This window comes from Flavobacterium sp. J27 (genome assembly GCF_004303025.1).
Taxonomy (GTDB): domain Bacteria; phylum Bacteroidota; class Bacteroidia; order Flavobacteriales; family Flavobacteriaceae; genus Flavobacterium.
Genome location: NZ_PJQW01000013.1, coordinates 13,204 through 29,200 on the forward strand (window position 1 = coordinate 13,204; position 15,997 = coordinate 29,200).

Consider the following 15,997-nt stretch of genomic DNA (forward strand, 5'->3'; position numbering starts at 1 on the left):
AATAAGAAACATCTTATTATATAAACTTATACCTAAGATTTCTTCCCAGCCACACAAGCTACAATTTCTCCTTTGGCAGGTTTGGCTTCAAAATGTTGTAAGACTTCTTCCGCTGTACCGCGAACGGTTTCTTCATGCAGTTTCGATAATTCTCTGGAAACTGTAACTCTTCGGTCGGCACCAAAATATTGCACAAATTCGGCTAATGTTTTATTTAATTTATGTGGAGAAACATATAAAATCATGGTTCGGGTTTCTTCTGCCAAGGCTAAAAAACGCGTTTGTCTTCCTTTTTTGTCGGGTAAAAATCCTTCAAAGACAAATTTATCATTGGGCAAACCGCTATTTACTAAAGCAGGTACAAAAGCAGTGGCACCAGGCAAACATTCTACAGCCACACCATTTTCGACACACGCACGAGTTAACAAAAAACCGGGATCGGAAATAGCAGGTGTGCCTGCATCACTAATTAAAGCAATGGTTTCACCGGCTTGCATTCGTTTTACTAAATTGTCCACCGTTTTATGCTCGTTATGCATGTGATGGCTGTGCATGGGTGTGTTGATTTCAAAATGTTTCAACAGTTTCCCACTATTGCGTGTATCTTCGGCTAAAATCAAATCCACTTCTTGGAGCACTTTAATGGCTCTAAAAGTCATGTCTTCAAGATTTCCAATTGGCGTTGGTACTAAAAAAAGTTTTCCCATATTATTTTTTAAAATTTAAATCAATATATGTTATTACCTCTTCTTGTGATAAAGCGCTAAATTTGGCATATCTTTTTTCGCTATGCACATCCACAATTTCATCTAGCGCATCTAAAACTAGCATTTTATTTTCCCAAGAATTTAGATGAACAATTACTTTAGGCAAGCAATTTTTCTTATAACTTATTTGACCTATAACATGAATTAAAGTATTCCTAACCCTCTTAGTGGTATCATTCTGCAATTCTTTTAACAAAGGTAGAATATCTTCTGGATGTGTCCTTCCTCTCAATTCAATTCCATGACAAATTTCTCTTCTTACTTCTTTATCTTCGTGATGTAAATATTGTTTCGCCCAATTTAGAATTGGTTTTGGATTTTTCTCGCTCATTTTTTTTACAGAGCCAATTACTGCATTGCGCACACAATGATGTTCGTCAAACAACCCATTATCAAAAAACCAAACTACATCTTCAAAATAATATTTCCCTATTTCACCAGCTGCATTCACTACCGTTTGCCTTATTTTTTCATTTTCCCTTTCAAATAAGTTGCGCAACATTTCTAAAATAATTTGTTGCAAATAGAGGTTTGCATTATATATTTTACCAACTGCTAAATAAGCGTTTTTTCTAATATAAGTATCTTCATCAGAAAAATAGACTTCTAAATTTAGGGATGACTTATTTTTAAAATCTGAACGAATTGCATCAGTAATTTGCGCTACTAATTGTTCTCTCTCTGTTTTTGACAAATCATAAAAAGCCATAATTAACTTCTAACTTTTTTACCTAGAAAATAAGAAATCAATAAAAACAGAAAGGCAAAAAGAGCCATATTTTGACCACCATCTTTAATCATATAATGTGCAAAAAAGGCAAGTAGAATTTCAAAAAAGAAGGCAGCATAAGCCCATTCTTTTAATGTCTTTTTCCAATTTGTCAAAATCACAACTACTCCAGTTATTTTAAGAACAGCCAATGGATAAATGAGATAATTTGGATATCCTAATTTTTCAAAATAACTTTTGATTATTTCATATTTCGAGAGATACATCACTGATGAATATATCATTAGCAATGAAAACAATACAGTAAAAATCCAATATAAAAACTTCAGATATGTATGCATTATTTTAATTAAACTTGCGTTCAATAATTTCTAAAAAACGCGTTTCATATTCTTCTTTGCCTTCCCAATTATCGTAATCTGGTTTCACAAAATCATTGATAAAATCTTTGGCTTCTTCGAATGAATCGAAAGTATTTAATTGCGACAAAACACGATTAAAATCTTGAGCACTTCCTCCAAACAATCTTTTTTCAAAAGCAATGCGATCGTTCAAACCAAAAGAAATTCCTCTCGTTAATTTATCATTTAACGACATGGTTCTTGGTTCTTCTTCAACGATCTTTTTAGCTTCAAATATCGCCTCTGGCTCAATCTTTTTAGGTTGAATTGTTTCTATAATTTCTTTAATAGGTTCTTCAACGACTTCTTCAATAGGTTCAGCCGCTTCTATTTTTTCAAAGGTCATATCGGGTACTTTTGCTACTTCTTTAGCTACCTCTTCCACCTTTACAAAATCCACTTCTTTGTAATCGTCCATAGCAACACCATCAAATAAAGCGGGTTGCTCTTTTTGTTCTTCCTCCTCTTTTAAAACAGGCTCCTCTTCCATTTCTTCGACTTCCTCAATAACTTCTTTCATTTCCACAGGCACTTCCGTTACAATTGGAGTTACTGTTTTTGCTTCTTCAGCAACAACCGGTGCTTCCAATTTTGTTTCTAGTTCCTCTTGTGAAATCTCCTCTTTAATGGCTTCAAAATTTTCTTCGTAGAAACGTAAAATTGTTAATTGCTCATATAATTTTTTGGCTTCTTCTTGTAATTGTTTGGTCTCTGAACGATTTTTTAATTTTAAAACACGATGTGCAATACTGATTAATTCGGCTTCTAATTTTTTCTTCATAACTTTATAGAATAGAAATTGAATATATGGGTGGTTTTTTAATAAATTTGTTCCCATTACAAAAATAGCAGAAAATACTATTAATCGACTGAAAAAAACAAAATGTTTCTAGAAAATACAGTAAACCAATCTGAACAATTTGGCTGGATAGAAGTTATCTGCGGGTCGATGTTTTCAGGAAAAACAGAAGAGTTAATTCGACGTTTGAAAAGAGCACAATTTGCCAAACAAAAAGTTGAAATTTTTAAACCCGAAGTAGATACCCGTTATCATGATGAAATGGTGGTTTCGCATGATGCCAATGAAATTCGCTCCACACCTGTTCCTGTAGCTGGAAACATTCGTATTTTAGCACAAGGCTGTGATGTGGTGGGTATTGATGAAGCCCAATTTTTTGATGATGAAATTGTATCGGTTTGTAATGATTTAGCGAATAGTGGTATTCGTGTTATTGTGGCTGGTTTGGATATGGATTTTAAAGGCAATCCTTTTGGCCCAATGCCTAATTTAATGGCTACAGCCGAATATGTAACCAAAGTACATGCGGTTTGCACTCGAACTGGAAACCTCGCCAACTATAGTTTTAGGAAATCGCAAGATGAAAAATTAGTTTTACTTGGAGAAACCGAAGAATACGAACCTCTTAGTAGAGCTGCCTTTTATAAAGCTTTAAAAGAAAACAAAGAAGCCAAAGAATAAGTGACCTTTTCTATTCAAAATATTATTCCTCATATCCAGGCAAAAATCTCAGGTATCGCTGATGATTTAACCATTGAGAACATTTCAATTGACAGCCGATCGCTACAGAATAATGCTGGAACTTTATTTTTTGCTTTAAAAGGGCAAAATCATGACGGTCATCATTATATTCCTGAACTGATACAAAAAGGAGTTCGCTTTTTCGTAGTAGAAAAAGTACCTGAGAATTATGTGGATAAAGCCACTTTTTTAGCAGTTCAAAATACTACTGAAGCGTTACAAAAAACTGCAAAATATTATCGTAACCTCTTTCATTTTCCCATCATTGGAATTACTGGAAGCAATGGAAAAACAATAGTGAAAGAATGGTTGAATTTCTTACTCAGTCCTGATTATAGCATTGTAAGAAATCCTAAAAGTTACAATTCACAAGTAGGTGTTCCCTTGTCCATTTTTGGAACCAATGAAAATCACAATCTAGGTATTTTTGAAGCAGGTATTTCTCAAAAAGGAGAAATGACAAATTTGGAAAACATCATCCATCCTACTATTGGAATTTTTACTCATTTAGGAGTTGCCCATGAAGATGGATTTAGTTCCTTAGAAGAAAAAATAGTGGAGAAAACCCAACTTTTTTCTTCTTGTGAAGTGGTAATTCTTCCAAAAAATGAAGTAGTGGAAAAGTACATTCAAGTACCTACCTTTACTTGGAGCCTTACGGATGAAAAAGCAACTGTTTTGGGTAGTATAAAAACCCAAGAGAACCAAAAAACCATTATACGAATACATTATATAAACAACAGTTTTGAAGTAACCATTCCTTTCCAAGACAGTATTGCAGTAAATAATGCTATGACGTGTATTGCGACTTTATTGTATTTAAAAATGGACACTCCAATTATACAAGAACGCATTCAAAAATTATATCCTGTCGAAATTAGGTTGCAAGCCAAAAAAGGAATTAACGGTTGTGTATTAATAGACGATTCCTATTCTTCAGATTACCAATCCTTAAAAATTGCTTTGGATTTCTTAGAGCAACAAAAATTACATCCTAAAAAGACTATCATACTTTCTGATATTTTCCAAGGAGGACTACCCATTGAGAAACTCTACCAAAAAGTAGCATTGGCTATTCAAAATAATAATATTGACCGAATTATTGTCATTGGGGAAACCATTTCAAAACATTTATCGGAATTGACCAATGTAATTGCTTTTGGCACCACTATAGATTTTTTAAAACAGTTCAATACGCAATCTTTTCAAAATGAAACCATTTTAATAAAAGGAGCGCGAAGTTTTAATTTTGACGAAATTGTGGTGCTTCTAGAAGAAAAGAAACATGAGACCGTTCTCGAAATTAATCTGGATGCTTTAACGCATAACCTCAATTTTTACAAATCCAAATTACATTCAAACACCAAAATCATGGTTATGGTGAAAGCATTTGGTTATGGAAATGGTGGTTTTGAAATAGCCAAATTACTGGAACATAATTCCGTTGATTATTTGGGTGTCGCTTTTGCGGATGAAGGTATCGAATTGAGAAAAGCAGGCATTACATTACCTATTATGGTATTGAATCCTGAAAACAGTAGTTTTCCAGCTATGATTGCTTATGACCTAGAACCTGAAATTTACTCGATTACGGGTTTACAAGCCTTTTTACAATTGGCCCAACAAAAAAATATTACTTCTTATCCAATTCATATTAAATTGGATACAGGCATGCATCGATTAGGATTTGAAGCAAATGATATAGATGCTTTAATTTCTCTTTTACGCCATAATAATTTTGTAACAGTGAAAAGTGTTTTCTCTCATTTATCTGCTTCAGATGACACCCAATTTGATGACTTTACGCAGTTACAATTTGAACGCTTTCATACGCTTTCGCAAAAAATTATAAAAACTTTAGCCATACAACCTATTCGTCATATCTTAAACACTTCTGGTATTTTTAATTATGCGCAAGAAATGCAATTAGAAATGGTGCGACTAGGTATTGGATTATATGGTATGGGCAACTCTAAGGCAGAAAGAGACAACCTTCAAAATGTAAGTACTTTAAAAAGTGTAATTTCTCAAATTAGGGAAGTTGAGGAAGGAGAAAGTATTGGCTACAGCCGAAAATTCATGGTAAATAAAAGCATGAAAATAGCAACCATTCCTATTGGATATGCAGATGGTATTCGAAGAGCTTGGGGAAATGAAAAAGGGTATGTTGTCATAAAAAATCAAAAAGCTTCTATTTTAGGCAATATTTGCATGGACATGTTGATGGTAGACGTAACTTCCATTTCTTGTATAGCTGGTGATGAAGTAATTATTTTTGGGGAAAACCCGAATATTACTGAAATTGCAACAGTAACCGAAACCATTCCTTACGAAATATTAACTGGAATTTCTCAACGCGTGAAACGCGTTTTTTACAAAAACTAAAATAATGTAAGTTTTTTTATTAAATTAGCTACACTTAACAAATTAACTAACTAAAACATCTTATTATGGGATTTTTCGCAGATTTTAAAGCATCATTAATGAAAGGTGATGTATTAAGTTTAGCTACAGCTGTTGTAATTGGTGGCGCTTTTGGAAAAATTGTAAGTTCTGCAGTTGATGATCTAATTATGCCAATTGTAGGTTTAATTACTGGAGGAGTCGATTTTACTACAAAATTCATCTCATTGAATGGAGAAAGTTATGCAACTCTTGATGCTGCAAAAGAAGCTGGTGCTGCTGTTATTACATATGGTAATTTTATTCAAGCTGTAATCAATTTCGTTATTATTTCTTTCTTTATCTTTGTAGTACTAAGAGCTGCTGAAAAAGCTAAGAAAAAAGAAGAGGCTGCTCCTGCTGCACCAGCTGGACCAACTCAAGAAGAATTATTAATTCAAATTAGAGATTTATTAAAAAATAAATAGTGTCCGCTACACTACATATTCTAACTAAACCCTGAAATCTATTCAGGGTATTTTTTTAAAAAAATGTTACAAATATAAATTTTTGTGAAATATTTTTTTTCTAGTAATTCTACCAAAATTATTCTATATTTTTGCATCACTAAATTCACAAAAAAATGAAAGTTGCAGTAGTTGGTGCTACCGGAATGGTTGGCGAAATCATGCTTAAAGTATTACAAGAAAGAAATTTTCCTGTAAGCGAATTAATTGTAGTTGCTTCTGAAAAATCGATTGGAAAAGAAGTAACTTGGAATGGTAAAACCTATAAAGTAGTTGGTTTACAAACCGCTGTAGATATGCAACCTGAAATTGCTGTTTTTTCTGCAGGAGGAGAAACTTCATTACATTGGGCTCCAAAATTTGCTGAAGCAGGCACTACTGTTATTGATAACTCTTCGGCATGGAGAATGGATGCTACTAAAAAACTAGTCGTCCCAGAAATCAATGCTTCTGTATTAACAAAAGATGATAAAATTATTGCAAATCCTAACTGTTCTACCATTCAAATGGTTATGGCTTTGGCACCACTTCATAAAAAATATAAAATTAAAAGAATTGTTGTTTCAACCTATCAATCTATTACAGGAACAGGTGTAAAAGCTGTGCAACAGTTAGAAAATGAATATGCAGGAGCGAAAGGCGAAATGGCTTATAAATATCAGATTCATAGAAATGCAATTCCACAATGTGATGTTTTTGAAAACAATGGGTATACTAAAGAAGAAATGAAATTAGTTCGTGAGACCCAAAAAATTTTAGATGATAAAACAATTGCGGTAACAGCTACAGCTATTCGTATTCCTGTAGTTGGTGGACATAGTGAAGCTGTAAATGTAGAGTTTGAAAATGATTTTGATGTAGCAGAAGTAAGACAATTATTACACCAAACAGATGGCGTTACGGTTCAAGACAATTTAGATACATTTACTTATCCAATGCCTTTATATGCTGAAGGAAAAGATGATGTTTTTGTAGGAAGAATTCGCAGAGATGAAAGTCAGCCCAACACTTTAAATTTATGGATTGTTGCTGATAACCTTAGAAAAGGAGCTGCAACCAATACCATTCAAATAGCAGAATACTTACTTAAAAACAATTTAGTTTAAATTATTATATAAAAAATGTTAAATAAAGAGTATCATTTCGAGATACTCTTTATTATTTTGCATCTATTCCATTTTTGTTGTTATATTTGCGTTTCTCATGAAGCAAAAGATTGCCATACTAAACTTTGTTCTAATGCTTTCGGTTATTTTAGCCGTGAGTTATCAATCGTTACATATTTTATGTCATCATTCGAACCATGCAATTGAAAACACAATTGGTTCTTCAAATAAAGAAAAATCAAAAATAGCTTCAATAACAGAAAAAGAGCAATGCCACATCTGCGATTTCAAATTTGCCTCTTTCTTATCGCCGAAAATTTTTACTTATTCTTTTTACTTCCCCTTTAAAGAAAGTCCGTATTCATTTAGTGTTAAAGAAGCCCTTTCTTTCTTTTGTGGAAGTTTATTTTCTTTAAGAGGTCCACCTAGTTTCATTTAATTTTAGTACACCATTTTGCTAAAAAAGCAAAATACTATTCACAGATAAACTTATTTGTGAACTATTCTTATATATTATTAAATGAAATAAAATGAAAAACCTATTTTTATATATGCTACTTATCGTAGCAGGTCTTAGTTATGCTCAAAATACTTTAACAGGTACAATTACATCCACAAATAATACTCCATTACAAAATGTAGCGGTTCATATCATTGAAAATAATTTATATACCGAAACCGACAGTAATGGCTTATATACTATCACTAATATCCCTAAAGGAAACATAACAGTAGTGGTCTATCTATATGGTTATGAACAAAAAACAGAAAAAATAAATAGTACTCAAAAAGAAGTTACCTTAAATTTTTCTTTAGAAGAAAAGGAGCAACATTTGGATGAAATTGTAGTATCTACTTCATTTAACAAAATACAATCTCAAAATGTTATGAAAGTGGAACATCAAACTTTAAAACAAATGCAAGAAAACGGAGCTTCATCCTTAATGGAAGGAGTGGCATCAATCCCGGGGGTTAATCAAGTTTCAACTGGTGCATCTATTGGCAAACCAGTTATTAGAGGATTAAGTTCAAATCGCGTTTTAGTGTACGCGCAAGGTGTTCGGTTAGAAAACCAACAATTTGGAGAAGAACATGGCTTAGGCTTAAGTGCTTCAGGGATTGAAAGTGTGGAAGTCATTAAAGGACCTGCTTCTCTCCTATATGGTTCCGACGCTATTGGCGGTGTATTGTATTTTAATCCTGAAAAATTTGCACAAAGCAACACCTTTGCAACAAATATAAATCAACAATTCTACAGTAATACCCAAGGAACTAATACTTCATTTGGTTTTAAAGCCTCACCTAATAATTGGAAATTACTATTCAGAGCTAATTATAACTCACAGGCAGATTATAAAATTCCTGATGGAGAACGCATTATTAATACACGTTCGATTGAAAAAGATTTAAAATATGGAATTGGTTATGCTAATTCATATTTTTCAACTGATTTTAGATACAACTACAACAATTTAGATTTGGGATTACCAGAAGAAGATATTGAAGCATCTGGTTTTAGAAATCCATTATTTCCTAAACAAGATATTGACAATCACATTTTAAGTCTTTCGAATAAATTCTTCTTTAAAAATTCTAAAATTGAAGCCGATTTAGGTTATACTTTTAACAACAGAAAAGAACTAGAAGATTTAGATGAAGTTGCCCTTCACATGAAATTAAAAACAGCTAATTACAATCTAAAATACTATTTACCTAAATGGAAAAATATAGAGACAATCCTTGGAACTCAAGGTATGCATCAAACCAATGAAAATTTTGGAGAAGAATTATTAATTCCCGATGCAACGGTAAATGATTATGGTTTTTTTATTACTTCTAATTATGAATGGAATAAAAATGCTTTACAAGCTGGTATACGCTATGACAGAAGAAACATCGTAACTTCTGAACATGGAGAAGATGGGGAAGAAGGTTATTTTGCGGCTATTGATAAACACTTTCAAAGTTTTAATTTCGCTTTGGGTTATAAAACAAATATAACAGATAAAATTATTTCAAGAATTAATCTAGCCTCAGGTTTTAGAGCTCCTAATTTAGCTGAACTTACTTCAAATGGAGTACATGAAGGAAGTAATAGATATGAAATAGGGAATTCTGATTTAAAAAACGAACAAAATTTTCAAGCTGATATTAATATAGAATACAATAGCGAACATTTTGAGTTCTTCATCAATGGTTTTTATAATCATATAACTAACTACATTTTTATTTCACCAACCACAGCGGTTATAGATGGGAATGACGTATATGAATACCTTCAAAATAATGCTACCTTATTTGGCGGAGAAGCTGGAATTCATTTTCATCCGCATCCATTAGATTGGTTACACTTAAGAAGCAGCTTTGAAACCGTAACAGGAAAACAAGAAAATGGAAGTTATTTACCTTTAATTCCTGCTAATCAAATCAAAAATAATCTTAGAGCCGAGTTTAATATTACAGATTGGTTTACCAAAAACTATTTCTTCACTCAAGTTAATTACACATTTAATCAAAATAACAATAGTGCATTTGAAACCCAATCTTTAGACTATACTCTAGTTAATATTGGTTTTGGTGGAACAGTAAAAATGAATAAGAATACCTTTGGAATTTATTTAAATGCAAACAATGTATTAGACAAAACCTATATCGCACATTTATCACGATTAAAAAACGATGGTATTCCAAACATGGGCAGAAATATTATCTTAGGCATAAATTTTAATTTCTAAGTTACAAAGTAGAGGTCTTTAATTGAATTAGGTTTTAATTAACAATTGATTCCTTTTCAATTGCTTATTTTTGTGAAACAACTAAATCATAACCAATGAAAAAAACAATCACTTTTCTTTTAGCAATAACGTCTATCGTAGCTTGCAAAAAAGAAGAAAAAAAGGAAATGAAAGAAATAGATATGAGTGTTACCTATCCTGTAACCAAAAAAGTAGACACAACCGACACTTACTTTGGAGAAGAAATTAAAGATCCTTATAGATGGTTAGAAGACGACCATAGTGAAGAAACTAAAGCTTGGGTAAAAGCACAAAACGAAGTCACTTTTGGCTATTTAGAAAAAATTCCATTTCGAAATACATTAAAAGAAAGAATGGAAAAATTATGGAATTACGAAAGAATTTCTGCTCCATTTAAAGAAGGTAATTATACGTATTTCTATAAAAATAATGGGTTGCAAAATCAATCTGTACTATACCGAAAAAACGATACAGGAAAGGAAGAAGTTTTTTTAGATCCAAATACATTTTCTAAAGACGGTACTACTTCACTTGGTGGATTAAATTTCACTAAAGATGGAAGTCTAGCTGCTTATGCTATCTCTGAAGGAGGAAGTGACTGGAGAAAAGTAATTGTCATGAATACTGAAACTAAAGAAATTATTGGAGACACTTTAGTTGACATCAAATTTAGTGGTATGTCTTGGTATAAAAACGAAGGGTTTTATTATTCAAGCTATGATAAACCTAACGGAAGTGAGTTATCAGCAAAAACAGACCAACATAAATTGTATTTCCACAAACTAGGAACTTCTCAAAAAGAAGATAAAATTATTTTTGGAGACAATATAAAAAGAAGATATGTAAGTGGATATGTAACCGAAGATGAAAATTATTTAATTATTTCTGCTTCTACTTCCACTACTGGAAACGAATTATACTACAAAGACTTAAACAGAAATAGTGGTATCATCAATATTGTAGATAATTTTGAAACAAACAATGGTATCTTGGACAATATTGGTACAAAATTTTATGTAATTACTGATTATAAAGCTCCAAATCAACGTTTAGTTACTTTTGATTTAAAGAATCCAAAACAAGAAAATTGGACAGATTTCATTCCGGAAACTGAAAACGTATTATCTGTTTCAACTGGTGGAGGTTTCATTTTTGCTGAATACATGAAAGACGCGGTTTCTAATATCAAACAATACGATTATGATGGAAAATTAATTCGTGATGTTGCCTTGCCAGGTATAGGGTCTGCTGGTGGTTTTGGCGGAAAGAAAGAAGAAACCACTTTATATTATTCGTTTACCAATTACACCACACCAGGAACTATTTATTCTTATGATCCAAAAACAGGAACATCAGAAATTTATCAAAAACCTAAAGTAGACTTCAAATCAGAAGATTACGAATCAAAACAAGTATTTTACACATCAAAAGATGGCACTAAAGTACCAATGATTATTACCTACAAAAAAGGGTTGGAACTGAATGGCAAAAACCCTACGATGTTATATGGTTATGGTGGATTCAATATAAGTTTAACACCAAGTTTTAGTGTTGCGAATGCTGTTTGGTTAGAAAACGGTGGTGTTTATGCCGTTCCTAATTTAAGAGGTGGTGGTGAGTATGGAAAAAAATGGCACGATGCTGGTACGCAAATGCAAAAGCAAAATGTTTTTGACGATTTCATTGCTGCTGCTGAATATTTAATCAAAGAAAAATATACTTCAACAGATTATTTAGCTATTTCTGGACGTTCTAATGGTGGTTTATTAGTAGGAGCAACCCTAACACAAAGACCAGATTTAATGAAAGTCGCTTTTCCAGGAGTTGGGGTTTTAGACATGCTTCGTTATCACACCTTTACAGCAGGTGCGGGTTGGGCATACGATTATGGAACTAGTGAACAAAGCAAAGAAATGTATGCTTATTTAAAAGGATATTCACCTGTTCATAATGTAAAAGCAGGAACTCAATATCCAGCTACATTAGTGACCACAGGCGACCATGACGATCGTGTGGTTCCTGCACACAGTTTTAAATTTGCTGCAGAATTACAAGAAAAACAAACTGGTTCAAATCCTACATTAATTCGTATTGATGTAAATGCTGGTCACGGCGCTGGAAAATCTACTGAAGCAATCATACAAGAATATGTAGACATTCAAGCTTTTGCTCTTTACAACATGGGGGTTAGAGAATTGAAAAAATAAAAACATACCACAATAAAAAATCCTGCTGTATAAGCAGGATTTTTTATTTATACTATCTCATATAAAATTTAAAAACCATTATCCCCATCTAACATTCTTCCTAAGCCTCCTAACAAACTTCCTTCTCCTTTGTCTTTTCCTCCCATTTGTGGTGCCGCTTGAATTACTCTGTCTGCTAATCTACTAAATGGTAACGATTGAATATAAGCTACACCTGGCCCTCTTAAGGTGGCAAAAAACACACCCTCACCTCCAAAAATAGTGTTTTTTATTCCTCCTACGAATTCAATATCATATTGAACATCTTTGGTAAACCCAACAATACAACCCGTATCCACTTTTAAAACTTCCCCTGATTGTAATTCTTTTCTTGCCAATGTTCCACCTGCATGAACAAATGCCATACCATCTCCTTCTAATTTTTGCATGATAAATCCTTCTCCTCCAAACAAACCTCTTCCTAATTTTCTTGAAAAATCAATACCAACTGAAACGCCCTTGGCTGCACATAAAAAAGCATCTTTCTGACATACAAATTTACCTCCATATTTTTCCAAATCAATCGGAACAATTTTACCAGGATAAGGAGATGCAAAAGAAACTTTCTTTTTACCGTAATCTATATTTTGATACGCAGTCATAAATAAACTTTCCCCAGTTAAAACTCGCTTTCCGGCAGATAAAAGTTTTCCAAAAATACCACCTTCTTGTTTACTTCCATCACCAAAAATGGTTTCCATTTTTATTCCATTTTCCATCATCATAAAACTTCCAGCTTCTGCAACTACAACTTCTTGAGGATCGAGTTCAATTTCTACATATTGCATTTCTTCTCCAAAAATTTGGTAATCTATTTCATGTGCTTGCATAATTTATTTATTTTGGTTTACCCTGATTAGTCGAAAACTACCTCTATTTGTTACGCTTTTATTTTGCATAAAAAAAGATCTCTGTAGTAACAAAGATCTCTTTTCTCAAAAAAAGTGATATTAATTATGGCAGTAAAACTCTATCTATGATATGCACCACTCCATTAGAACATTGAATATCTGGAATTACCATGTTTGCAGGAACTGTATTACCATTTCCTAAAATAGTAAACACTCCATTCTGAAAAGGACTATATGTTAAGGTATTTCCCCCTGCTGTGGTTGCACTAGTACTAGTTTGCTCGCAAGTAAATGTTCCTCCATCTGCAATAGCATGGTTTAACAAAACTTGTTGCAAAACCGCTGGATCAGCATTTGCAACATCTTGCACAGTATTGAAACCAGCAGCTTTAAATGCAGCATCAGTAGGAGCAAAAATAGTGAACGTGTTATTTTCATCTGCTAAAACTGGAGCTAAGCCAGAAGTTATTACTGCTTGAACCAAAAAGGTAAGTTCAGGTGTTTTAAATACTTTGGCATCATTTAAGAGTAATGCAGACTCAACAATATTGACACCTGTACCAAGCATTACTTTATCAATAGCATGAACAATTCCATTACTCGCATTCACATTTGTTATTATTATTTTTGATCCATTAATATATAAATCATTTCCTCTGGCAATAAATCTTCTATCAATTCCTAAAGCAGAAGTAGAGCTAGCGCCCGCTGAAATTTGGTTCGCCAAAAGATTACCATTTGAAACATGATACAAAAGAGTATTAGTCAAAAAACTATTTTGCAACACACCTAAACTTCCAGCATCTACCAAACCTAATTTGGCAAATGCGTCGTTAGTAGGTGCGAAAACAGTATATTTTCCTGAAGGATCATTGGGGTTACTATTACTCAAAACTACAGCTACACCACCTTGAATAGCAGCTGCCTCTAAAGTACTGAAAGCTGAATTAGTTACTGCAATTGAAGCAATTGATGGTGTTTCAGATTCGTAATCATTATCACAAGAAACTAAACTAGAAAGAAAAGCTAATGCTAAAACAGAAATTTTTATATGTATATTTTTCATTTTTTTAAATTTAGAATTCGTAATTAAAATTTGTACACTAAAGCACCATAAAAGCCTGTTGCTTTTCCAATATTTCTTCCTGCTATCAATGTACTTGCACCTGTTGCTAATCCAAAATCTTGGTAAATTGGAGCATATAGGTTTAACCCTATTTTAGTATAATTCACTTTTGTAGCTGGAAAAAAGCCTTGAAAACCTTGTCCCAAAATATCAACACCACTAGTAGAGGTTTGATTCGCTAAATAAGCATCTCCATAAAATTTTGTAACCGCATAACCCAGCTTAAGTTCTGAAGTATATGAATTAGGCACCTCTTTGGAAGCCAAATTACCTCCAAATTGTCCTGATGCAAAAAATCCTGAATTCATTTTAAACATAGCTAAACCAATAGCACTTAAAGTAGTACTTCTGTTTCCAATTGCAATAATAGACTGCAAACCTTCATCTACATCATAATTTCCTAGAGGCGTTTTTAAACCCAAAGCACCTATTAATCGGAGAGAAGATGAACCATAATCAAAATAAAAAGGGTTATATTTCACAAAAACGGTCATGTCTTGCACTCCTTTTCTTTTATTTTCATAATTTAAATTATTCAAAACCTCTTGCGAAGCACTCCCTTTAGCAGTTATGTAAGGTAAAGAGAAAACCACATCTAGTTGATCTGTTATTCCATAAGTAGCATATAAAGAAGCACTTGAAACTTGTACTTCATTAAAGATTGGCACTCCGTCTACTTCTTCAGGAACCAAATAAACCGCATCGTATTTTTCTGAACTATACGATATTGAAACATTTCCTTTCCCTTTACCTTGCATAAATCCGCTAATCGGACTTTGAGAATAAGCTGTATTTACAGACGTAAAAACGAGTACAGCTACAATTGATAGTAGTTCTTTTTTTATCATAATTTTAAATGTTTAGTCTTACATTTTTATTCATGTACGAAGAAAACATTTAGTTGGTTTTAAAAAAGATAAAAATAAACGACAGTTACCTGATTCAGAAAGAGTTTCAAAATTAAAAAGTCGAAATAAATTTCGACTTTTTAAATATTTATAGCTTTTTAATATTCTAATTTGGTATACCCAATATATTTTGAAATGGTTGCCTTTCTTCGGTTCATATAGTTTGTAGACCGAATAGGGTTATATTTTCTAGGATTTGGTAAAATTGCTGCAATACCAGCGGCTTCATATTTTGATAAGCTTTTTGCTTGTTTATGGTACCAGTGTTTAGAAGCTGCTTCTGCACCATAAACTCCATCTCCCATCTCTATGCTATTTAAGTATACTTCCATGATTCGTTTTTTACTCCACATTAATTCAATTAAAAAAGTAAAATACGCTTCAAACCCTTTTCTAATATAACTTCTACCAGGCCAAAGAAAAACATTTTTTGCTGTTTGTTGAGAAATGGTACTCCCTCCTCTAATTTTTTTCCCTTTCTGATTCTTCTCAAAAGCTTTTTGCATAGCAGTAAAGTCAAATCCATTGTGTTCAAAAAACTTACCATCTTCGCTTGAAATTACTGCTTTTTGTAAGTTTGGAGAAATATTATCAATAGAAACCCAATGATGTGAACAAGTCATTTCTTTACCATCAGCCTTTTGTTCTAAAGCCCTA

At 32.6% G+C, this 15,997-nt stretch carries 15 protein-coding genes; 7 read left to right on the top strand and 8 right to left on the bottom strand.

Going from position 1 to position 15,997, the window contains the following annotated elements; all coding sequences use genetic code 11:
- Nucleotides 1–32: 32 nt before the first annotated feature.
- From rsmI to CX675_RS16165, 4 genes are read right to left on the bottom strand one after another with little or no spacing between them, the layout of a single operon-like run.
- Nucleotides 33–707, bottom strand: a complete 675-nt coding sequence (rsmI, locus tag CX675_RS16150; RefSeq protein WP_130736291.1) for a 16S rRNA (cytidine(1402)-2'-O)-methyltransferase — start codon at nucleotides 705–707, stop codon at nucleotides 33–35.
- Nucleotide 708: 1 nt separating this feature from the next.
- On the bottom strand, nucleotides 709–1,476 hold the full coding sequence (locus tag CX675_RS16155) for a HEAT repeat domain-containing protein (protein WP_130736292.1): 768 nt from the start codon (nucleotides 1,474–1,476) through the stop codon (nucleotides 709–711).
- Nucleotides 1,477–1,478: 2 nt separating this feature from the next.
- Nucleotides 1,479–1,838, bottom strand: coding sequence for a DoxX family protein (locus CX675_RS16160; protein WP_130736293.1), 360 nt, complete (start codon nucleotides 1,836–1,838; stop codon nucleotides 1,479–1,481).
- Between the two features lie 4 nt (nucleotides 1,839–1,842).
- Complete coding sequence (locus CX675_RS16165; protein WP_130736294.1) at nucleotides 1,843–2,679, bottom strand: hypothetical protein; 837 nt, start codon at nucleotides 2,677–2,679, stop codon at nucleotides 1,843–1,845.
- 102 nt (nucleotides 2,680–2,781) lie between these two features.
- On the opposite strand from CX675_RS16165, the gene CX675_RS16170 reads away from it, so the two are divergent.
- From CX675_RS16170 to CX675_RS16200, 7 genes are all read left to right on the top strand, one after another.
- Nucleotides 2,782–3,378 carry a thymidine kinase gene (locus CX675_RS16170; RefSeq protein WP_130736295.1) on the top strand — a complete coding sequence of 199 codons (597 nt, stop codon included), beginning with the start codon at nucleotides 2,782–2,784 and terminating at the stop codon, nucleotides 3,376–3,378.
- Nucleotides 3,379–5,823, top strand: a complete 2,445-nt coding sequence (locus CX675_RS16175; protein ID WP_130736296.1) for a bifunctional UDP-N-acetylmuramoyl-tripeptide:D-alanyl-D-alanine ligase/alanine racemase — start codon at nucleotides 3,379–3,381, stop codon at nucleotides 5,821–5,823.
- A gap of 65 nt (nucleotides 5,824–5,888) precedes the next feature.
- A complete protein-coding gene (mscL, locus tag CX675_RS16180) occupies nucleotides 5,889–6,308 on the top strand; it encodes a large conductance mechanosensitive channel protein MscL (protein WP_130736297.1) in 420 nt (139 codons plus the stop codon).
- Nucleotides 6,309–6,463: 155 nt separating this feature from the next.
- On the top strand, nucleotides 6,464–7,453 hold the full coding sequence (locus tag CX675_RS16185; RefSeq protein ID WP_130736298.1) for an aspartate-semialdehyde dehydrogenase: 990 nt from the start codon (nucleotides 6,464–6,466) through the stop codon (nucleotides 7,451–7,453).
- A 97-nt stretch (nucleotides 7,454–7,550) separates the two neighbouring features.
- Nucleotides 7,551–7,892, top strand: a complete 342-nt coding sequence (locus tag CX675_RS16190; protein ID WP_165396068.1) for a hypothetical protein — start codon at nucleotides 7,551–7,553, stop codon at nucleotides 7,890–7,892.
- Between the two features lie 91 nt (nucleotides 7,893–7,983).
- Nucleotides 7,984–10,188, top strand: a complete 2,205-nt coding sequence (locus CX675_RS16195; protein ID WP_130736300.1) for a TonB-dependent receptor — start codon at nucleotides 7,984–7,986, stop codon at nucleotides 10,186–10,188.
- 95 nt (nucleotides 10,189–10,283) lie between these two features.
- Nucleotides 10,284–12,416: a prolyl oligopeptidase family protein gene (locus CX675_RS16200; RefSeq protein ID WP_130736301.1), complete on the top strand. Its 2,133-nt coding sequence runs from the start codon at nucleotides 10,284–10,286 to the stop codon at nucleotides 12,414–12,416.
- Nucleotides 12,417–12,484: 68 nt separating this feature from the next.
- Here CX675_RS16200 and CX675_RS16205 read toward each other — a convergent pair whose 3' ends face one another.
- The 4 genes from CX675_RS16205 to mtgA form a co-directional block, all read right to left on the bottom strand.
- Nucleotides 12,485–13,285 (bottom strand): TIGR00266 family protein, encoded by an 801-nt coding sequence (locus CX675_RS16205; RefSeq protein WP_130736302.1) that lies wholly within the window; start codon nucleotides 13,283–13,285, stop codon nucleotides 12,485–12,487.
- A gap of 124 nt (nucleotides 13,286–13,409) precedes the next feature.
- Nucleotides 13,410–14,372, bottom strand: coding sequence for a fasciclin domain-containing protein (locus CX675_RS16210; RefSeq protein WP_130736303.1), 963 nt, complete (start codon nucleotides 14,370–14,372; stop codon nucleotides 13,410–13,412).
- 23 nt (nucleotides 14,373–14,395) lie between these two features.
- Nucleotides 14,396–15,280, bottom strand: a complete 885-nt coding sequence (locus tag CX675_RS16215) for a hypothetical protein (protein WP_130736304.1) — start codon at nucleotides 15,278–15,280, stop codon at nucleotides 14,396–14,398.
- A gap of 158 nt (nucleotides 15,281–15,438) precedes the next feature.
- Nucleotides 15,439–15,997, bottom strand: a 559-nt coding sequence (mtgA, locus tag CX675_RS16220; RefSeq protein ID WP_240723668.1) for a monofunctional biosynthetic peptidoglycan transglycosylase, incomplete at its 5' end; no start/stop codon positions are given.